This is a genomic window from Bradyrhizobium diazoefficiens USDA 110, from assembly GCF_000011365.1.
GTDB classification, from domain to species: domain Bacteria; phylum Pseudomonadota; class Alphaproteobacteria; order Rhizobiales; family Xanthobacteraceae; genus Bradyrhizobium; species Bradyrhizobium diazoefficiens.
In genome coordinates, this window is record NC_004463.1 from 4959400 (window position 1) to 4978359 (window position 18960).

Consider the following 18960-nt stretch of genomic DNA (forward strand, 5'->3'; position numbering starts at 1 on the left):
AGCCCTTGCGACGAAGCAATCCAGAGCCTTTCCGCGGATGGATTCTGGATTGCTTCGCTACGCTCGCAATGACAGCGGGGCTCAATCAACGGCCTTCACGATATCCGGCGGCTGCGAGGCATAATACGCCGCGGCCTGCTCGATCTCCTGTGGCGTCATCGCGCGGGCGATGTTGCGCATCTGCTGGCTGATGTCGTTGCGCCGCTCGCCTGAGGCAAAGGCCTGCAGCTGCGCCTTCATATAGGCCTCGGATTGCCCCTCCAGCCACGGGCTGCCGGTCTTGTTGTCGAGGCTGCCATGGCAGGCGCCGCACGGCGCGATGCCGCGGATCGGCGCGCCGTAGATGACGATGTTGGGTTTCGGCAGAAGCGGCGTCGGATGATAGGCTGGTAGCCGCGGCAGATAGGCGTAGTAGTTCGCGAGGTCGGCGATCTCCTGGTCGGTCAGGTTGACGGCAAACGGCGACATCACGGCATTGGTGCGCGCGCCTGAGCGGAAATCGTGCAGCTCCTTGTAGATCACGGCCGCATACTGACCGGCGAGGTTGGGCGAGTCCGCGCGGCTGATGCCGGTCGGGCCATGGCAGATCGCGCAGCGCTGCGCGAGCGTGGCGCCGCGGCCAATCGCCTCCTGGCTCGGACGCGACAGCGTGTGCGAGGTGAGCACGACCTCCGACAGACGCATGCTCTGCTCGGGCGCCGTCACGCTTGCCGCGCGCCGCGGCACGCCGGCGGCGCTACAGATCGCATCCCAGACATTGGCGAACTGCACCCAGGGCTGCGCGAAGGGCAGCACGATGAAGCCTGCGATCGCCGTCACGACGAGCATCGCGGCGGTGATGCCAACGCCAATCTTGAAATGGCCGTTACGGAAGGTGAAGAGGTCGCGCGTGCTCATCACTGCGCTCCCACATAGACGGCCGGCACCGACGTGCCCTCGGTCAGTGCCAGCGTCAGGATCGGATAGCCGTAATTGGTGATGGTCAGGGCGATCATCAGCGCCACCCACAGCGCATGGGTGTTGAGCGCGACCGGCACCGTCGCCGGCTGATGCACCGCCAGCGCGAAGCGATAGGGGCCGGCATCAGCCTGAGGCGCACGCATCCCTCGGGCCAGAATGACCAGGAATATGATGCCCGAGGTCAGCAGGATGAAACCGCCAATCGCGGAGAATGTGACGGAGAGCGCCTGCGGCGCGATCGCGGGATCGCCGAAGTCGAAATAGGCCATGCGGCGCGGCATGCCCAGGATGCCGACCCAGTGCCAGGGGAATGTCGTGACGATCATGCCGACGAACCACAGCCAGAGCTGGGTGCGGATCAGGCGAAGGTCGGTCAGCTCGCGCCCGGTGAGATGCGGCCACAGATCATAGGCGATCGCGAAATACATGATCACGATGGCGCCGCCGAAGATCAGGTGGAAATGGCCGGTGATCCACTGCGTGTTGTGGATCGACGCGTCGAGCTGATAGCTCATGTTGATGAGGCCGCCGGCGCCGCCGAAGCCGAGCATGACGAACGAGAACGCGAGCGCCAGCATCATCGGATTGTCCCATGGCAGCGCCCGAATCCAGCCAAACAGGCCGCGGCCCCCGCGCAGGCGCGCGGCGATCTCGACCGAGGCGCAGATCGTGAACACGGTCAGCAGCGTCGGCAGTGCGACCAGTGCGGTGAAGGCCGAATGGATGAACTTGAAGCCGGCGCCGACCTGCGGATCGGCGAAGGTGTGGTGCATGCCGATCGGCATCGCCACCACCAGGAACAGGATGAAGGAGATCCGCGCCATGCTGTCGGAATAGACCCGGCCGCCGATCGCGCGCGGCACGATGGTGTAATAGGCGATGTAGGTCGGCATCAGCCAGAAATAGACGATGGCGTGCAGCGTCCAGGAGAAGAACACGCGGGCAAGACCGGCGTCGATCGTCGCCTTCAGCCCCGCCGCGACCGGAATGATCTGGAGCAACAGCTCGAGCGCGGCGCCGACCGCGGTCCACGCCCACAGATAGGAGCCGGCGACATTGGCGAACATCGCGAGCGGCACCGGCGCGCCGGGATGGGCTTTTCGCCAGACGCGCAGATTGACCGACATCAGCGCGACCCAGATCCATGAGCCGACCACGACCAGCACGACGCCGAGATAGTAGAAGACGTTGCCGATCAGCGGCGGATAGAAGGTGTAGAGCACCGAGGCGCGCCCGAGCGCGACCGGGATCACGGCCATGATGCTGCCGGCAACGATCAGCCAGAAGCCGGCCCAGGCCCAGCGCACGCCGACCAGGCGCTGCTCCAGCGCGGACTCGCTGATGGCGTAGCCAAAACCCATCGCGACCAGGGTCGGGAACACGTAGCCCATCACCGTGCCGTGCGCCGTCAGCGAGCGGTAGTAGAGCTCGGGGTTGGAGAGCCAGGTGCCGATCGGGCTGCGGATGAACATCTGCCAGGCGCCGAGCGTCAGCGCGACGCCGAACAGCGCAAATGCAAACCAGAAATGGGCGAGGATGAGCTTTCTATTGGCCAACACAGCTCAGCCTCCCGCCGCCCTTCGCACGATCGGCGAAGTCGGACTTGTCGATCACCTCGACCTTGCCCCACATGCCCTCGTGGCCGAAGGAGCAAAACTCCTGGCAGGGCATCAGATAGTCGCCGGTCCTGGTAAAGCGCATCAGCTGCTCTGAGATGTAGCCCGGCACCAGCATGGTGTTGACATTGGTGCCCTGGATCAGGATGCCGTGCACGACGTCGGCGCTGGTGGCGCGGAGCGTGATCGGCGTGTCCACGGGCACCACGATGCAGGCCGGCGTGAAGGAATATTGCTGGCCGATCGCGCGCACCGTCACATTGCCGTTGGCCTCGAGCACGCTGCCGAGATTGCTCTCGACGAATTCGCCCGAAAGATGAATCCGCGATGGATCGGTGGTCTCGACACGCGGTTGCGGCATGGTCGCGCGATGGATGCCGGCGAAAGCCGCCAGCAGCGCCATGCCCACGACGATGATCACGGCAATAGTCGCCCAGCGCCGCTCGACACGGGCCGCGACCTCGGCGCTGCCATGGGTGTCCTCTGCGCTCATTGCAGCGATCCGCGCGGCAGGAAGACGAACAGATAGAAGGCGAGCCACATCGCGACCACGCAGGCCGTGGCGATGCCGGCGAGCACGATCGCGCCGGACGGGCCTTGCGCGACGACTTCCTCGACAGCGTGGTCGGCGGCGGCTGGGCTGGTCGGCGGATCGGAATTGATCATGATGGATCTCTGGCGTCCTCAGTTCAGCGGTGCGGAGCGCAGCTCGTTGGCCTCGCGGGCCGAGACCGGCGTGCCGCGATTGCCCCAGGCGGTGCGGATGTAGGAGACGACGGCGGCGACCTCGTTGTCGGAGAGCAGGCCGGCGAACGGCGGCATGCCGTAAGGCATCGGATTGCCATTGGTGCCCGGCGGATAGCCGCCGTTGAGCACCATGCGGATCGGGTTGACCGCCGACTGCATCTCGATTGACTGGTTGTTGGCGAGCGGCGGCCAGTGCGGCGGCTTGCCTTCGCCCTGCGTGCCATGACAGCTCGCGCAGTTCTTGTCATAGACGGTCTTGCCGAGGCTGATCAGCAGGCTGCTCTCGGTGGTCGGCAGCGCCGAGCTCGCCGGTGGCGGCGGAGAGGGCTCCGAGATGCCCTTGAGGTACACCGCCATCGCCTTGGTGTCCTCGTCGCTCAGATATTGCAGGCTGTTGTGCACGACTTCGGCCATCGGGCCGTAGACGACCCCGCGCGCCGAAACGCCGGTCTGGAGCAGGTCGGTGATGTCCTTGATGCTCCAGTCGCCGAGTCCCGCCTCGCGGTTGGACGTGAGCGAGGGCGCGTACCAGTTCTGCATCGGGATCAGGCCGCCCTTGAAGGCGTCCGATTGCGAAGTGCCGCCGAGCGCGTTGATCGGTGAGTGACACATGCCGCAATGGCCGAGGCCCTCGACCAGATAGGCGCCGCGGTTCCACTCGGCAGACTTGGTCGGGTCCGGCTTGAACTCGCCCTCGCTGAAGAACAGCGTGCGCCAGCCGAGGATGAGCTGACGGTTGTCATAGGGAAAGCGCAGCTCGTGCGGCCTGTTCCTCTGGCTGACCGGCGGGATCGAGCGCAGGTAGGCGAAAATCGCGTCGCTGTCGGCGCGCGTCACCTTGGTGTAGGAGGCGAACGGCATCGCCGGATAGATCAGCCCGCCATCCGGGAAGCGGCCATTGTGCATCGTCCTGTAGAAATCGTCGGCGCTCCATTTGCCGATCCCGGTCTCCGGATCGGGCGTGATGTTGGAGGTGTAGAGCGTGCCGAACGGCGTCGGCATGGCGCGGCCGCCGGCGAACAGGCGGCCTTCCGGTGCGGTGTGGCAGGCGGTGCAATCGCCGGCGCGGGCGAGATATTCGCCGCGCGCGATGATATCGCCGGTCTTGTCTTTGTCCTGCGCCTGCGCGGCCGTCGTGAACGCGGCGAGAGCGAGGAGCGTGATCGACAGTCTTGAGCCCATCATCCGCCTCGTCAGTTGGGCTGGCTGCCGCAGCCAAAAGGCAGCGCGTAGGTGCCTTTCGGCACGGGAGCCGGGTTCGCGGGCGCCGGCCGCGTCGCGAGCCAGGCTGCAACGGCGGTGACGTCGGCCTCGGTCAAATGGCCGGCGACGAGCTGCATGCAGTCGGGCGATTTCGCCGTGCGGTTGCCGTAGCGCCAGGCGCCGAGTTGGGCGCTGATGTAAGGCGCGCGCAAGCCGAGCAGTCCGGGGATGCCGGGCTGCATGCCCGTGAGTCCGGGACCATGGCAGCTCACACAGGCCGGAATGTTGCGGCCCGCATCGCCGCTGGTCGCAAGCTGCTCGCCCTGCGCCAGCACGTCCTTGCTGACCTCGCTCGGCGCCGGTTGCGGCAGCGGCGGGTGCTCGGTGGCAAAATACTCCGCCATCGCCTCCAGATACGGATCCGGCAGGAATTCCAGCAGATAGTTCATCGGCGGATATTTGCGCCGGCCGCTGCGGAAGGCGAGGAGCTGGTTGTAGAGATAACCGGCGGGCTTGCCGGCGAGGCGCGGGAAATAGACGTCGCTGGTGCCTTCGCCCTTGTTGCCGTGACAGGGCGTGCAGGCCTCGACCCGCGCCGCCATCGTATCCGGCGGCTGGTTGGCCGTTTGTGCGGCTGCGCCGTCAAGGGCGGCCAAGATGGCAATGGCCAGAGCAGTGGTGCGAGCGAACAATTCGTCGCCCTCCAGAAGGCTGGGCCGGTTGATTCCGGACCACAACATAGAGCGGCATTATTGCGCCAATATGGTCGCGCGCAAGTTCGGATGGGGACGATGACGTTTGGTCGCGCTCTTGCACTGCATATAACGATCGGATTCGACAAGATTTGCGTGCTTTTTGAAAAGCAAGCGCGGCATCTCAGTCTCGCCGCGCGTCTTGCCCGAGCCTTGTTTCGTGCTTCCATTGACCTCGACACAAAACACAGCTGGGTTCAGAAGGCGGAAGATCGCTACGCTGAAGCTAACGGATGTTGAGTGGCCTACAGGGATTGACCGTGGACCACATTACTCTGACGATCTTCAAGGAAATCGCGGACACCGATCTGGCGACATGCGGGACTTCTGCTGCGGCGTCCCGGGTATCGCTTCGCTCACCCGGGCTACGGGACTCACCCCCGCGGTGACCGCGGCGGCCTGCGCTTCGCCGCATGCCGGCGCGGCGAGCGTGTCACACGGGGGCGCAAGCGGCTCGCGGCGGCGCGTTGTGGCTTGGCCGTGACTTGCGGGCCGCGGGCGAGATCCATCAGCATGCGCAGCGCCTCGACGACGGAGCGCTGACGCACCGCGGTGCGGCCGATCGCGCCGAAACGGTGCTCGCGGTGGATGATGCGGCCGTCGCGTGCGGCGGCGGCGAAGTGCACGAGGCCGACCGGCTTGCCGGGCGTGGCGCCGCCAGGGCCGGCGATGCCCGTGATGGCGACCGCGAGGTCGACACCGGCACGCTCCAGCGCGCCGATCGCCATCGCGGTTGCGGTCTCCTTGCTGACGGCGCCGAAATTGGCGAGCGTACCTGCTTCAACGCCGAGCATCGCGCGCTTGGCGTCGTTGGAATAGGTGACGAAGCCGCGGTCGATCACGTCGGAGGAGCCGGGGATGTCGGTCAGCGCGCCGGCAACGAGCCCGCCGGTGCAGGACTCGGCCGTGGCGATCGTCAGCTTGCGCATCCGGCACAAATCGAGCAGCGAGCGGGAGAGGGCGCGTGCGTCGCTGCCGGCCATGGCCTAGACGCTCCAGGTCTTCTCGTTAAACGGCAGGCGGATGGTGGCGCTCGCGGTGGCCGCGATGCCTTCCTCGCGGCCGGTGAAGCCGAGCCGCTCGCTGGTCGTCGCCTTCACCGCGACGCGCGAGATGTCGACGCCGGAGATCTCGGCGATGCGCGCGCGCATGGTGTCGCGCAGGGGGCCGATCTTTGGCCGCTCGCAGATCATCGTCACCTCGAGATTGGCGACGCGGCCGCCGCGCTGGGCGACGCGTTCGATGGCGTATTTCAGGAACTGGTCGGAGGAGGCGCCCTTCCACTTCGCATCGCTCGGCGGGAAGTGCGAGCCGATGTCGCCGTCGGCCAGCGCGCCGAGGATGGCATCCACCAGCGCATGCAGGCCGACATCGCCGTCGGAATGCGCGAGAAAACCCTTGCTGTGCGGCACGCGGACGCCGCAGATCATGACGTGGTCGCCTTCGCCGAAGGCGTGGACGTCGTAGCCCGTGCCGGTCCTGATGTCGCCGAGCTGGGCGGCCAGGCGCGCTTCCTCGCGCACGAAATCTTCGGGAGTGGTGAGCTTCATGTTGGCAACATCGCCTTCAAAGGTTGCAACCGTCAATCCCGCCCATTCGGCAATCGCGGCATCATCGGTGAAATCGCTGCGCCCGTCCTTCGCCGCGCGACGATGCGCCTCGAGGATGACATCGAAACGAAAGGATTGCGGCGTCTGCGCGATCCGCAGGCGGGCCCGATCCGGCGTGTCCTCGACGTTGCCGCTCGCGCCGGTGAGCTTGATGGTGTCGGTGACGGGAACGACGGGGATCGCGGCGCCGGTGCGGCTCGCCGCATCGATCGCGCGCGAGATCACACCGTCCGAGACGAAGGGACGCGCGGCGTCGTGGATCAGGACGATGTCGGGCTGGTGCTTTGCGAGCGCTTCGAGACCGGCAAGCACCGAGGCCTGGCGCGTGGCGCCGCCATTGGTCGGCGGCTCGTGCTTCAATCCAGCGACCGCTGCCGTGAACATGGCGCTGTCGTCGGGGTTGACCACGGGCTGCACTGCAAACACGTCGGGGTGGCGGCTGAAGGCTTCCATGGCGCGATAGATCACGGGCTGCCCGCCGATCTCGCGATATTGCTTCGGCCCGCCGGCACCGGCGCGCAGGCCGCGACCTGCCGCGACAAGAACGACTGCGGTGCGCTGTGATTTCGCCATAGGACTCAAATACTCAGTTGCTAATGAAAGAGTCGGAAGTGGGTGATTGCCGGCATGCCTCTAGCACGGCAGGCCCGCAAAAAAAGGGGGTTTCCCTGGATTGTGGGAAACAGCAATTTGCTGCACTGCACTTGAAAGATTTGCAGAACTGTCTAAACTGTAGGCATGACGCTTGACTGCACAAGAATTGTGCGCAAGATAGGTCATGGCAGGTGCGATGAGGCCCTGCGAGTGAATGAGACCACTGTGACCGGCTCGGCAGGATCAGGCTCCAAGCCCTTGAAAATAGGCGATATTGAGGTCGCCACCCCGGTCTTCCTGGCACCGATGTCGGGAGTGACTGACTCGCCCGTCCGGCGGTTGGTCGCCGAGCTTGGGGCAGGTCTGGTGGTGTCCGAAATGACCGCCAGCGATGAGCTCGCCAACGGCCACCGGATGTCCCGGTTGCGCTGCGAAGCGACCGGAATCGGTCCGCACGTGGTGCAGCTCGCCGGCTGCGAGGCGCACTGGATGGCCGAAGGCGCCCGGATCGCCGAAGCGGAAGGCGCCGATATCATCGACATCAATATGGGCTGTCCGGCCCGCCACGTCACGGGCGGCCAGTCCGGCTCGGCCCTGATGCGCGATCTCGACCACGCTGTCGGCCTGATCGATGCGACGATCGCGGCGGTGAAGGTGCCGGTGACGCTGAAGATGCGGCTCGGCTGGGACGACCGCAGCCGCAATGCGCCGGAACTGGCGCGGCGCGCGGAAGCCGCGGGTATCAAGCTCGTGACCGTGCATGGCCGCACCCGCTGCCAGTTCTACAAGGGCGAGGCCGATTGGGATGCGATCCGCACCGTGCGCGAGGCGATCTCGATTCCGCTCATCGTCAACGGCGACATCACCTCGTACGAGAAGGCGCTCGCGGCGCTCGAATCCTCCGGCGCCGACGCCGTGATGATCGGCCGCGGCGCACAGGGCCAGCCCTGGCTGCCCGGCCAGATCGGCCGGCGCCTGAAGGGCGGGGCGGCGGAAGCCACGCCGTCGCTCGCGACGCAACTCCATTATGTCCGCACGCTTTATGAAGGCGTGTGCGCGCTCTACGGCCTGCGCGTCGGTCTCAAGCATGCCCGCAAGCATCTCGGCTGGGCGCTCGACGTCGCCGCCGATGCGAGCCGCGCGCCGGTCGAGAAGCTGAAATCCTGGCGCCGGACAATTCTGACGTCCGAAGATCCCCGCCTCGTCCACCAGTCACTGCAAGATGCCTTCGACGACTTCGCATGGAGCGCTGCTGCATGAGCTCAGCCGCTGAACAACGTCGGCCGCTACCGTCCGACAGCGATGCGATCCTGGACGCGCTTCCCAATCCCGTGCTCCTGATCGGGCCGGACGGCAAGATCGTCGCCGCCAACATCGCAACCGAAGCCTTCTTTGAGATCTCGACGCAATTCCTGAAGCGGCAGTCGCTGAAAGAGCTGGTGCCGTTCGGCAGCCCCTTGCTGGCGCTGATCGACCAGGTGCGCTCGTCGAACTCGCCGGTGAACGAATACAAGGTCGATTTGGGCACGCCCCGCATGGGCGGCGATCGCCAGGTCGATCTGCACGTCGCCCCGCTCACCGAGCGGCCCGGCCATATCGTGGTGATGCTTCAGGAGCGCACCATCGCCGACAAGATGGATCGGCAGCTCACCCATCGCAGCGCCGCGCGCTCGGTGATAGCGCTAGCAGCGATGCTCGCGCATGAGATCAAGAATCCGCTCTCCGGCATCCGCGGCGCGGCGCAGCTGCTGGAGCAGCAGGCCTCGTCCGAGGACCGCATGCTGACGCGGCTGATCTGCGACGAGGCCGACCGCATCGTGACGCTGGTCGACCGCATGGAGGTGTTCGGCGACGAGCGTCCCGTGGTGCGCGGGCCGGTCAATATCCATTCGGTGCTCGATCACGTGAAGCGGCTGGCGCAGTCGGGCTTTGCCCGCAACATCCGCTTCATCGAGGACTACGATCCCTCGCTGCCGCCGGTGCTGGCGAACCAGGATCAGCTGATCCAGGTGTTCCTCAATCTCGTGAAGAACGCCGCCGAAGCCTTGATCGACGTGCCCGATGCCGAGATCCAGCTCACCACCGCGTTCCGCCCCGGCGTGCGCCTGTCAGTCCCCGGTCAAAAATCCCGGGTATCCTTGCCGCTCGAATTCTGCGTGAGGGACAACGGACCAGGCGTGCCGGACGATCTTCTGCCCAACCTGTTCGATCCCTTCGTGACCACCAAGCAGACCGGCTCGGGTCTGGGCCTCGCCCTGGTCGCAAAGATCGTCGGCGATCACGGGGGCATCATCGAATGCGAATCTCAGCCGCGCAAGACCACCTTCCGCGTGCTGATGCCGATGTATTCCACATCGGTCAAACATGCCGATCACAGCAGTCGCGACGGCTCTGCCGGGAAGTCGTCGTCTGCATCACAGGGGGCAAAATGAGGATTAACAATGCCCGCAGGTAGCATTCTCGTTGCAGATGACGACACCGCCATCCGCACGGTTCTCAATCAGGCTCTGTCCCGCGCCGGCTATGAGGTCAGGCTCACCGGCAATGCCGCAACGCTATGGCGCTGGGTCAGCCAGGGGGAGGGCGATCTCGTCATCACCGACGTGGTGATGCCGGACGAAAACGCCTTCGACCTGCTGCCGCGGATCAAGAAGATGCGGCCGAATTTGCCCGTCATCGTCATGAGCGCGCAGAACACCTTCATGACGGCGATCCGCGCCTCCGAGCGCGGGGCGTACGAGTATCTGCCGAAGCCCTTCGACCTGAAGGAGCTGATCGCCATCGTCGGCCGTGCGCTCGCCGAGCCGAAGGAGCGAACCTCGACGCCGGACGAGGACGCCGAGATGGAGGCGATCCCGCTGGTCGGCCGTTCGCCGGCGATGCAGGAAATCTACCGCGTGCTGGCGCGCCTGATGCAGACCGACCTCACCGTGATGATCACGGGTGAGTCCGGAACCGGCAAGGAGCTGGTGGCGCGCGCGCTGCACGATTACGGCAAGCGCCGCAACGGCCCGTTCGTCGCCGTCAACATGGCGGCGATCCCGCGCGACCTGATCGAGTCCGAGCTGTTCGGCCATGAGCGCGGCGCCTTCACCGGCGCCAACACCCGCGCCTCGGGCCGGTTCGAGCAGGCCGAGGGCGGCACGCTGTTCCTCGACGAGATCGGCGACATGCCGATGGAGGCGCAGACCCGCCTGCTGCGCGTGCTCCAGCAGGGCGAATACACCACCGTCGGCGGCCGCACCCCGATCAAGACCGACGTGCGGATCGTTGCGGCCTCCAACAAGGATCTGCGCGTGCTGATCCAGCAGGGCCTGTTCCGCGAGGACCTGTTCTTCCGACTCAACGTCGTGCCGTTGCGGCTGCCTCCCTTGCGCGAGCGCATCGAGGATCTGCCGGATCTCGTGCGCCACTTCTTCGCGCTGGCCGAGAAGGACGGCCTGCCGCCGAAGAAGCTGGATACGCTGGCGCTGGAGCGGCTGAAGCAGCACCGCTGGCCCGGCAACGTGCGCGAGCTCGAAAATCTCGCCCGGCGCCTCGCGGCGCTCTATCCGCAGGACGTGATCACGGCCTCCGTCATCGACGGCGAGCTTGCGCCGCCCTCGGTCAGCCCGGGTGCTGCGGTCCAGCAGGGCGTCGACAATCTCGGCGGCGCGGTGGAGGCGTATCTGTCCTCGCACTTCCAGGGCTTTCCGAACGGCGTGCCGCCGCCGGGCCTCTATCACCGCATCCTCAAGGAGATCGAGGTGCCGCTGCTCACGGCCGCGCTGGCGGCGACCCGCGGCAACCAGATCCGCGCCGCGGACCTGCTCGGCCTCAACCGCAACACCCTGCGCAAGAAGATCCGGGACCTCGACATCCAGGTCTATCGGAGCGGGGGCTAGTTCTAGCTCGCCGCCTCGGGCGGTGGCTCAGCTCCCCCTAACCAAGGCGGAGCTGAGCCTGTCCGGATCGCGCTGGCCTTGATGGCTGACGCGGTGAGCAGAAGTCCGAATCGGACTGAATTGTTCCGCCGGAACATTCAAATGAGTCATTCGACCGCGGGGTGCGGTCTCGCGCCTATCTGACCAGTCGGGCTGATGCCGGCAGCATGGCCACGTCAGCCGGTGCCTGTCTGCCGGGGCCGTTGACCAGCAGGTCGGAAGCCACGATCAGCAGCAGAACGGCCGCGACCATTATCGCGAGAAAGAACCTGTCCATCCCAGTCAAGCCGGAATGGACGGATTCCGTTCCCGCTGGCCCGGCGTGCCCTGTGGATGCGCCGGTCCGTCGCGGTGGGGGCGCCGCGGAATTGTCGCAATTCGGCAACAATGTGGTACGAATACATCAGTATCCGCCGCCGTCGCGGACCCCTGTTTTCAGCACCCATTGCCGGAATGACCAGCGCAGACACCTCGGCCGCATCCTTTGACACGGCCCCAGCTGAAGAGCCCCGACGCTGGTCGCCGCGACGCTGGCTGGCGCCCTTTGCCGTGGCGCTGGCGCTGCTGTCGGGCCTGCTGACCTTCCTGGTCCTGACTGGCCTCACCAGGATCGATCCGACGCCGGAGGTGGTCCGCACGTTCTATCTGATGAATGCGGGCACGATCCTGCTCCTGGTCGGGATCATCGTCCGCGAGCTCTGGCAGCTCATCCTGGCGCGCCGGCGGGGCAGGGCGGCGGCACGTCTCCATGTCCAGATCGTCAGCCTCTTTTCGATCGTGGCGGTGCTGCCGGCCGTGCTGGTTTCCGTCGTCGCCAACGTCACCCTCGAGCGCGGCCTCGACCGGTTGTTCTCCGGGCCGACCAAGCAGGTCATCCAGAATTCGCTGAACATCGCGCGGGCCTATATGCAGGACCATGCGCAGCTGATCCGCGGCGACATTCTCGGCATGGCCAACGATATCGCGCACGCCCGGCCGCTCTACGACCAGGATCGGCGGTCGTTTCGCGAGCTGCTGACGGCCAGTGCCAGCTCCCGCAATCTGCCGGGCGCGATGATCATCGACAAGAACACCAACATCCTGGAATCCGCCGACACCGGCATGCGGCTGGCCTATTCGCCGCCGGCGCCGGACTTCCTCAGCAACGTCAACGAGTCCGAGCCCGAGATCGCGGTGCTGCCGGATGCGAGCTTCGTCGCCGCGGTGATCCGCCTGCGCGCCTTCAGCGACACCTTCCTCTATGTCGCGCGGCCGCTCGATCCGAACGTGGTCAACCAGCTCAAGCAGACCGAGGTCAGCGTCGCCGAATATGCCCAGATCGAGTCGCGGCGGCTCGGCATCCAGGTCGCCTTCGCGCTGATGTTCGCGGTGATCGCGCTGACCATCCTGATGGCTTCGGTGCTGATCGGGCTGAACTTCGCCAACTCGCTGGTCTCGCCGATCCGGCGGCTGATGAACGCGGCCCACACGGTCTCGACCGGCGACCTTCACGTGAAGGTGCCGGTGCACCAGTCGGAGGGCGATCTCGCCCAGCTCGGCGAAACCTTCAACAAGATGACGCAGGAATTGCGCAGCCAGCGCGACGAACTGGTCAACGCCAGCGACCTCATCGACAGCCGTCGCCGCTTCATCGAAGCGGTGCTGTCCTCGGCGAGCGCCGGCATCATCGGCGTCGATACTTCGGGCAGCGTCGGCATCCTCAACCGCTCCGCCGAGAAGCTGATCGGGCACTCCGAAGCGGAGACGCTCGGCCATGCGCTCTCCGACGTCCTGCCGGAGCTCGACGAGATGATGAAGACGGCGCGGGAAGGCACCCAGCGCCTGGTGCAGGGCCAGATCACGATCACCCGCGACGGACAGGAGCGCAACCTCTCGGTCCGCGTCAGCGCCGAGAAGAACCAGCCGCACGACAGCTACATCATCACGCTCGACGACATCACCGAGCTGGTGTCGGCACAGCGCACCTCGGCCTGGGGCGATGTGGCGCGCCGCATCGCCCATGAGATCAAGAACCCGCTGACGCCGATCCAGCTCTCGGCCGAGCGCATCCGCCGCAAGTTCGGCAAGGACATCACCGAGACCAAGGACAAGCAGATCTTCGAGCAGTGCACCGACACCATCGTGCGCCAGGTCGACGACATCAGGCGCATGGTCGACGAATTCTCGCGCTTCGCGCGGATGCCGAAACCGGTGATGGAGGGCGAGGACGTCGTCGACACCGTGCGGCAGGCGGTGTTCCTGATGAAGGTCGCCCACCCCGAGCTCGATATCGAGGCCGAGTTCAAGGAAGATCCGTTGCGCGCCCAGTTCGACCGCCGGCTGATCTCGCAGGCGGTCACCAACATCGTCAAGAACGCCACCGAGGCAATCGAGCAGGTCCCGCCGGAAGAGCTCGGCAAGGGCCGCATCGACGTCGTGGTGTCGCGCGAGGGCGAGGACGTGCTGATCGACGTCATCGACAATGGCATCGGCCTGCCCAAGGTGGCGCGCTCGCGGCTGCTCGAGCCGTATGTGACGACGCGGGCTAAGGGCACCGGCCTTGGCCTTGCGATCGTCGGCCGCGTGCTGGAAGACCATGGCGGGCGCATCGAGTTGAAGGACGCCTCCGACTTCCGCGCAGGCCAGCGCGGCGCCTGGATGCGGATGCGCTTTGCGATCTCCGGCACGCCGGCGAAGACCGAAGGGACCGAGCAGGCGCCGGCCGTCAAGAATACGCGCGAGGAAGCGACCGCGGAAACGGTCAAGGATGCGGCGAAGGAAGCGGAAATCGCCAAGGAATCCATCAAGGGCACCGAAACAAAAGGGCCGGCAGCCGAAACCAAAGAGCCGGCTGAAAAGACCAATGATTCAACGAAGATCGAAGCCTCAACAGGCAGCTGACAAGACAGGCGCGACCCATGGCAAGTGAAATTCTGATTGTCGATGATGAGGCCGATATTCGGGATCTCGTTGCGGGCATCCTCGAGGACGAGGGGTTCGTCACCCGGACTGCACGCGACAGCGACTCGGCCCTGGCCGAAATCGCCAACCGCAGGCCGCATCTGGTGTTCCTCGACATCTGGCTCCAGGGCTCCAAGCTCGACGGCTTGCAGCTCCTGGAGCAGGTCAAGAAGGACAATGCCGACCTGCCGGTCGTGATGATCTCCGGCCACGGCAACATCGAGACCGCGGTCGCCGCAATCAAGCGTGGCGCCTACGACTTCATCGAGAAGCCGTTCAAGGCGGACCGGCTGATCCTGGTCGCCAACCGAGCGCTGGAGAACTCGCGGCTCAAGCGCGAGGTCAAGGAGCTGAAGCAGCTCGCACCGAGTGCAAGCTCGCTGGTCGGCCGCTCGCCCAGCATGAACCAGCTGCGCCAGACCATCGAGCGCGCGGCCAAGGCCAACAGCCGCATCCTGATCGTCGGCCCCGCCGGCGCCGGCAAGGAGCTGACTGCGCGCACGCTGCACACGGCCTCGGGCCGCGCCGACGGTCCCTTCGTCGTCATCAACGCCGCCGCGATCACGCCCGAGCGCATGGAGCACGAGCTGTTCGGCGTCGAGCAGTCCAATGGCGAGCAGCCGCGCAAGCCGGGCGCGCTCGAAGAGGCGCATGGCGGTACGCTGTTCATCGACGAGATCGCGGACATGCCGCGCGAGACCCAGAACAAGATCTTGCGCGTGCTGGTCGAGCAGTCGTTCCAGCGCGTCGGCGGCACCGGCAAAGTGCAGGTCGACGTGCGCATCATCTCCTCGACGGCGCGCAACCTGGAGGAGGAGATCGCGGCCGGCCATTTCCGCGAGGACCTCTATCATCGCCTCTCGGTCGTGCCGATCCGCGTGCCCGCACTCTCGGAGCGGCGCGAGGATATTCCGGAGCTGATCGACTACTTCATGGAGCAGATCTCGGCCGGCAGCGGCCTGCCCAAGCGGCAGATCGGACAGGACGCGATGGCAGTGCTGCAATCGCATGTCTGGCCCGGCAATGTGCGCCAGCTCCGCAACAACGTTGAAAGAGTCATGATTCTGGCCGCGGGCGGACCGGAGGTCATCATCACCGCCGACATGCTGCCGCAGGACGTCGGCTCGATGGTGCCGGCGATGCCGACCAGCAACAATGGCGAGCACATCATGGGCCTGCCGTTGCGCGAAGCGCGCGAAGTGTTCGAGCGCGACTATTTGATTGCACAGATCAGCCGTTTTTCAGGAAATATTTCTCGCACGGCTGAGTTCGTTGGCATGGAACGGTCGGCACTGCATCGAAAGCTGAAGGCACTCGGCGTCGGTTAGAACGCTGCGAGCGAATTGGATACCGGTCCGCATACAGAAATGGCCGCGACGTCGTGGCGGCTCGTCAGGGATAAGCGAGGAAAATCATCGATTTCCGTAGTTTTTCGGGGCAATAGGGCATGGGCTGCCGCGTGAAGCGGCTTGCCTAATATCCCGACCTGTCCTCTAATCGAACCGCTGTTCCTCCGAGGGGGATCTCATGAGGAGCGGCAACCGGAAGAGGCCCCGAATTTCACAAAGAGGGCCGCAACCGGTGCAATAAAAAGAAACTCAAAGCGAGAAAAAAACAATGGCGGCAGACCGCGCACAAAACCTACAGGACACCTTCCTTAATCACGTTCGCAAAACCAAGACGCCACTGACGATCTTTCTGGTCAACGGAGTGAAGCTCCAGGGCATCGTGACCTGGTTCGACAATTTCTGTTTGCTGCTTCGGCGCGACGGTCACTCGCAGCTCGTCTACAAGCATGCGATCTCGACCATCATGCCGGGCGCTCCGATCCAGCTGTTCGAAGGCGGCGAGGATCAGCCGGCTTGAGAGTGACCTGATTGGAACCCCGGAATTTCGACGGGGATGCCGACCGTTCGCGGCCGGCAGGGGCTAAGCAAACGGGGCGGGTGCTTGTCATCGGCCCCTACTTGCGTGTGCGCGCGGGCGGTACCGACGCGCAATCGGAAAGCCATGTCGTGCGTGACGCCGAGGCCCGGCTCGATGAAGCCGCGGGCCTCGCGCGCGCGATCGATCTCATCATCGCCGACGCCATCATCGCGCCGATCAGCCAGATCCGTCCCGCCACCTATATCGGCAAGGGCAAGGTCGAGGAGATCGCCGCGCTGGCCAAGAGCCTCGACGTCGAGCTCGTGGTGATGGATTGCGCGCTGGCGCCGATCCAGCAGCGCAACCTCGAGAAGGAGCTGCACGCCAAGGTGCTCGACCGCACCGGCCTGATCCTGGAAATCTTCGGCCGCCGCGCCAAGACCAAGGAAGGCTCGCTCCAGGTCGAGCTCGCGCATCTCAACTACCAGCGCTCGCGCCTTGTGCGATCCTGGACCCATCTGGAACGCCAGCGCGGCGGTTTCGGCTTCATGGGCGGTCCCGGCGAGACGCAGATCGAGGCCGACCGCCGCCTGATCCAGGAGCGCATCTCCAAGCTCGAGGGCGAACTGAAGAAGGTGCAGGCGACGCGGCGGCTGCATCGCGCCGGGCGCCAGCGCGTGCCGTATCGCGTCGTCGCATTGGTCGGCTACACCAATGCCGGCAAGTCGACGCTGTTCAACCGCCTGACGCGCGCCGACGTGCAGGCCGCCGACATGCTGTTTGCAACCCTCGATCCGACCCTGCGCGCGCTCACCCTGCCGCATGGCGGCAAGGCGATGCTGTCCGACACCGTCGGCTTCATCTCCAATCTGCCGACGCAGCTCATCGCCGCCTTCCGCGCCACGCTGGAGGAGGTGCTGGAAGCCGACGTCATCCTGCATGTCCGCGATATCTCGCATGAGGACGCCGAGGCGCAGCAGAGCGACGTCGACGCGGTGCTGCGCCAGCTCGGCATCAATCCCGACGATTCCGGCCGCATCATCGAGGTCTGGAACAAGATCGACCGTTACGACGCCGAGCAGCGCGAAGAGCTCTTGAACATCGCCGCGCGCAGGCCGGAGGATCATCCGGCGATGCTGGTCTCGGCCGTGTCAGGCGAGGGGGTCGACGCGCTGCTCGCCGCGATCGAGGAGCGGCTTGCGGCCAAACGCACCACGCTCGATCTCTCGATCGACGCCGGCGACGGTGCCGGAATCAGCTGGCTGCACCGCAATTCCGAGGTGCTGACCAAGGAGCTGCACGACGGCCGCTTCGACATGACCGTGCGGGTGGACGAGACCAAGCGCGATATCGTGGTGAACCGGTTCGACGCCGTGCCGCGTCTGTCGGCGTAAGCCACGCTTCGCGTCCCGGATTGCGCTTCGCTCCGACCGGGCTACGAACCGAGAAGATCACTTGGACAGGTCGAGGCGCATGAACTGGTTGTGCGGGCTCGCCTGATAGTCAGCGAACGGCTCGCAGGATACGAAACCGGCGCTCCGGTACAGCGAGATGGCGGGAGCGTGCAGCGGCGCTGTGCCCGTCTCCAAACTGAGTTGCTGATATCCTCGCTTGCGGCCCTCGGCAATGATGTGGTGCAGCAGAGCGCGTCCGACCCCGCTACGCCGCGCAGTGGGCGCAGCGCGCATCGACTTCACTTCGCCGTGCGTCTCATCCAATTGCTTCAAAGCCCCGAATCCAGCCAGCACATCACCCTGCCAGGCCGTCCAGAACGTGACGCTCGCAGCCGAAAGACCGCTCGCGTCCAGCGCCTGCGCATGCTCGCCCATGACGCTGCGGAGCTCTTCCAGATGATGCGCCAACAAATAGGCGACATAGGGGGCCGTCGGATCGTCCTGCCTGATTTCCACGTCGCGCCCCCCGCATCAGATTGCCGTCTTCGCCGCATTCCACAGCGCGTCCATTTCCGCCAGCGACGCCTGCTCCAGCGTCCGGCCCTGCGCTTCCAGAGAGCGCTCGATATAGGCAAAGCGGCGCTCGAACTTTGCGTTGGTCGCGCGCAGCGCGGCTTCCGGATCGGCATCGACATGGCGGGCGAGGTTGACGAGGGCGAACATCAAATCGCCGGTCTCTTCGGCGATCTCCTGCTTGTCATTGCGATCCAGCGCGGCCTCGATCTCGTCGGCTTCCTCGCGGATTTTTGCCAGCACCGCGCGCGGGTCGTTCCAGTCGAAGCCGACGGTGGAGGCCTTGCGCTGCAGCTCCATGGCGCGGGTCAGCGCAGGCTGGCCGGCCTTCACGCCCGAGAGCAGGGATTTGTGCGACGGAGCTTCCTCCGGCGGCCGGCGCGCAGCGCGCTCGGCTTTCTCCTCGGCCTTGATGCGGTCCCAGACTTCCTTGACGTGGGAGGAGGCGAGATTGCCGTCCTTGTCGGCGAAGACATGGGGATGCCGCCGGATCATCTTGCGGGTGATGGCCTCGACCACGTCTCCAAAGGCGAACGCGTTCTGCTCCGAAGCCATCTGGGCGTGGAACACGACCTGGAGCAGGAGGTCGCCGAGCTCTTCACGCAAATCGTCGAGATCGCCGCGGGTGATGGCGTCCACCACCTCATAGGCTTCCTCGATCGTGTAGGGCGCGATGGTCGCAAAATTCTGCTCGAGGTCCCAGGGACAGCCGGTCACCGGCGTGCGCAGCGCGGCCATGATCTCGATCAGGCGGGAAATGTCGCGGGAAGGGGTCATTGCGG

At 65.6% G+C, this 18960-nt stretch carries 18 protein-coding genes; 8 read left to right on the forward strand and 10 right to left on the reverse strand.

Going from position 1 to position 18960, the window contains the following annotated elements; genetic code table 11:
* Positions 1–81 precede the first annotated feature (81 nt).
* The 6 genes from BJA_RS22370 to BJA_RS22390 are packed head-to-tail and all read right to left on the reverse strand — an operon-like array spanning position 82 to position 5128.
* A complete protein-coding gene (locus BJA_RS22370; protein WP_038967574.1) occupies positions 82–897 on the reverse strand; it encodes a c-type cytochrome in 816 nt (271 codons plus the stop codon).
* Complete coding sequence (locus tag BJA_RS22375) at positions 897–2519, reverse strand: b(o/a)3-type cytochrome-c oxidase subunit 1 (RefSeq protein WP_011087252.1); 1623 nt, start codon at positions 2517–2519, stop codon at positions 897–899. Before BJA_RS22375 ends, BJA_RS22370 begins: the two co-directional genes overlap by 1 nt.
* On the reverse strand, positions 2506–3069 hold the full coding sequence (locus BJA_RS22380; protein WP_011087253.1) for a cytochrome c oxidase subunit II: 564 nt from the start codon (positions 3067–3069) through the stop codon (positions 2506–2508). The genes BJA_RS22375 and BJA_RS22380 overlap by 14 nt, the downstream gene beginning before the upstream one ends.
* Positions 3066–3242, reverse strand: coding sequence for a hypothetical protein (locus BJA_RS42385; RefSeq protein ID WP_028174068.1), 177 nt, complete (start codon positions 3240–3242; stop codon positions 3066–3068). Before BJA_RS42385 ends, BJA_RS22380 begins: the two co-directional genes overlap by 4 nt.
* Before the next feature lie 18 nt (positions 3243–3260).
* Entirely contained in the window at positions 3261–4505 is a 1245-nt protein-coding gene (locus tag BJA_RS22385) for a cytochrome c (RefSeq protein WP_162494096.1), read from the reverse strand.
* 11 nt (positions 4506–4516) lie between these two features.
* Positions 4517–5128: a c-type cytochrome gene (locus BJA_RS22390; protein ID WP_231166733.1), complete on the reverse strand. Its 612-nt coding sequence runs from the start codon at positions 5126–5128 to the stop codon at positions 4517–4519.
* Positions 5129–5317: 189 nt separating this feature from the next.
* Here BJA_RS22390 and BJA_RS22395 point away from each other — a divergent pair, with 189 nt between their 5' ends.
* Positions 5318–5518, forward strand: a complete 201-nt coding sequence (locus BJA_RS22395) for a hypothetical protein (RefSeq protein ID WP_129557617.1) — start codon at positions 5318–5320, stop codon at positions 5516–5518.
* 134 nt (positions 5519–5652) lie between these two features.
* On the opposite strand, the gene BJA_RS22400 is transcribed toward BJA_RS22395, so the two are convergent.
* Both BJA_RS22400 and BJA_RS22405 read right to left on the reverse strand, forming a co-directional pair.
* Positions 5653–6261 (reverse strand): CinA family protein, encoded by a 609-nt coding sequence (locus BJA_RS22400; protein WP_011087256.1) that lies wholly within the window; start codon positions 6259–6261, stop codon positions 5653–5655.
* A 3-nt stretch (positions 6262–6264) separates the two neighbouring features.
* The gene (locus BJA_RS22405; protein WP_011087257.1) at positions 6265–7461 is read right to left on the reverse strand and encodes a bifunctional 2-C-methyl-D-erythritol 4-phosphate cytidylyltransferase/2-C-methyl-D-erythritol 2,4-cyclodiphosphate synthase; all 1197 of its coding nucleotides are present in this window, start codon (positions 7459–7461) and stop codon (positions 6265–6267) included.
* 279 nt (positions 7462–7740) lie between these two features.
* On the opposite strand from BJA_RS22405, the gene dusB reads away from it, so the two are divergent.
* The 7 genes from dusB (at position 7741) to hflX (ending at position 17605) form a co-directional block, all read left to right on the forward strand.
* Positions 7741–8742, forward strand: a complete 1002-nt coding sequence (gene dusB / locus BJA_RS22410) for a tRNA dihydrouridine synthase DusB (protein WP_161537076.1) — start codon at positions 7741–7743, stop codon at positions 8740–8742.
* Complete coding sequence (locus tag BJA_RS22415) at positions 8739–9914, forward strand: two-component system sensor histidine kinase NtrB (protein WP_011087259.1); 1176 nt, start codon at positions 8739–8741, stop codon at positions 9912–9914. The genes dusB and BJA_RS22415 overlap by 4 nt, the downstream gene beginning before the upstream one ends.
* Positions 9915–9923: 9 nt before the next feature.
* Positions 9924–11366, forward strand: a complete 1443-nt coding sequence (ntrC, locus tag BJA_RS22420; RefSeq protein WP_011087260.1) for a nitrogen regulation protein NR(I) — start codon at positions 9924–9926, stop codon at positions 11364–11366.
* 492 nt (positions 11367–11858) lie between these two features.
* Positions 11859–14285 (forward strand): sensor histidine kinase NtrY-like, encoded by a 2427-nt coding sequence (locus tag BJA_RS22425; protein ID WP_038967572.1) that lies wholly within the window; start codon positions 11859–11861, stop codon positions 14283–14285.
* 17 nt (positions 14286–14302) lie between these two features.
* Positions 14303–15673 carry a sigma-54-dependent transcriptional regulator gene (locus BJA_RS22430; RefSeq protein WP_011087262.1) on the forward strand — a complete coding sequence of 457 codons (1371 nt, stop codon included), beginning with the start codon at positions 14303–14305 and terminating at the stop codon, positions 15671–15673.
* A 289-nt stretch (positions 15674–15962) separates the two neighbouring features.
* A complete protein-coding gene (hfq, locus tag BJA_RS22435; RefSeq protein WP_007591126.1) occupies positions 15963–16211 on the forward strand; it encodes an RNA chaperone Hfq in 249 nt (82 codons plus the stop codon).
* Positions 16212–16222: 11 nt separating this feature from the next.
* Positions 16223–17605 carry a GTPase HflX gene (hflX, locus tag BJA_RS22440; RefSeq protein ID WP_038967571.1) on the forward strand — a complete coding sequence of 461 codons (1383 nt, stop codon included), beginning with the start codon at positions 16223–16225 and terminating at the stop codon, positions 17603–17605.
* A 57-nt stretch (positions 17606–17662) separates the two neighbouring features.
* On the opposite strand, the gene BJA_RS22445 is transcribed toward hflX, so the two are convergent.
* Positions 17663–18121: a GNAT family N-acetyltransferase gene (locus BJA_RS22445; protein ID WP_011087264.1), complete on the reverse strand. Its 459-nt coding sequence runs from the start codon at positions 18119–18121 to the stop codon at positions 17663–17665.
* A gap of 15 nt (positions 18122–18136) precedes the next feature.
* Positions 18137–18955: a nucleoside triphosphate pyrophosphohydrolase gene (gene mazG / locus BJA_RS22450; RefSeq protein ID WP_011087265.1), complete on the reverse strand. Its 819-nt coding sequence runs from the start codon at positions 18953–18955 to the stop codon at positions 18137–18139.
* Positions 18956–18960: the final 5 nt, after the last annotated feature.

Bases quoted from the DNA above. Each gene is read 5' to 3' on its own strand.
- BJA_RS22370 (WP_038967574.1), bottom strand. From the start codon at position 897: ATGAGCACGCGCGACCTCTTCACCTTCCGTAACGGCCATTTCAAGATT.
- BJA_RS22425 (WP_038967572.1), top strand. From the start codon at position 11,859: ATGACCAGCGCAGACACCTCGGCCGCATCCTTTGACACGGCCCCAGCT.
- BJA_RS22430 (WP_011087262.1), top strand. From the start codon at position 14,303: ATGGCAAGTGAAATTCTGATTGTCGATGATGAGGCCGATATTCGGGAT.
- BJA_RS22380 (WP_011087253.1), bottom strand. From the start codon at position 3,069: ATGAGCGCAGAGGACACCCATGGCAGCGCCGAGGTCGCGGCCCGTGTC.
- BJA_RS22395 (WP_129557617.1), top strand. From the start codon at position 5,318: ATGACGTTTGGTCGCGCTCTTGCACTGCATATAACGATCGGATTCGAC.
- ntrC (WP_011087260.1), top strand. From the start codon at position 9,924: ATGCCCGCAGGTAGCATTCTCGTTGCAGATGACGACACCGCCATCCGC.
- BJA_RS22405 (WP_011087257.1), bottom strand. From the start codon at position 7,461: ATGGCGAAATCACAGCGCACCGCAGTCGTTCTTGTCGCGGCAGGTCGC.
- BJA_RS42385 (WP_028174068.1), bottom strand. From the start codon at position 3,242: ATGATCAATTCCGATCCGCCGACCAGCCCAGCCGCCGCCGACCACGCT.
- hfq (WP_007591126.1), top strand. From the start codon at position 15,963: ATGGCGGCAGACCGCGCACAAAACCTACAGGACACCTTCCTTAATCAC.
- BJA_RS22385 (WP_162494096.1), bottom strand. From the start codon at position 4,505: ATGGGCTCAAGACTGTCGATCACGCTCCTCGCTCTCGCCGCGTTCACG.
- BJA_RS22415 (WP_011087259.1), top strand. From the start codon at position 8,739: ATGAGCTCAGCCGCTGAACAACGTCGGCCGCTACCGTCCGACAGCGAT.
- mazG (WP_011087265.1), bottom strand. From the start codon at position 18,955: ATGACCCCTTCCCGCGACATTTCCCGCCTGATCGAGATCATGGCCGCG.
- BJA_RS22400 (WP_011087256.1), bottom strand. From the start codon at position 6,261: ATGGCCGGCAGCGACGCACGCGCCCTCTCCCGCTCGCTGCTCGATTTG.
- BJA_RS22390 (WP_231166733.1), bottom strand. From the start codon at position 5,128: ATGGCGGCGCGGGTCGAGGCCTGCACGCCCTGTCACGGCAACAAGGGC.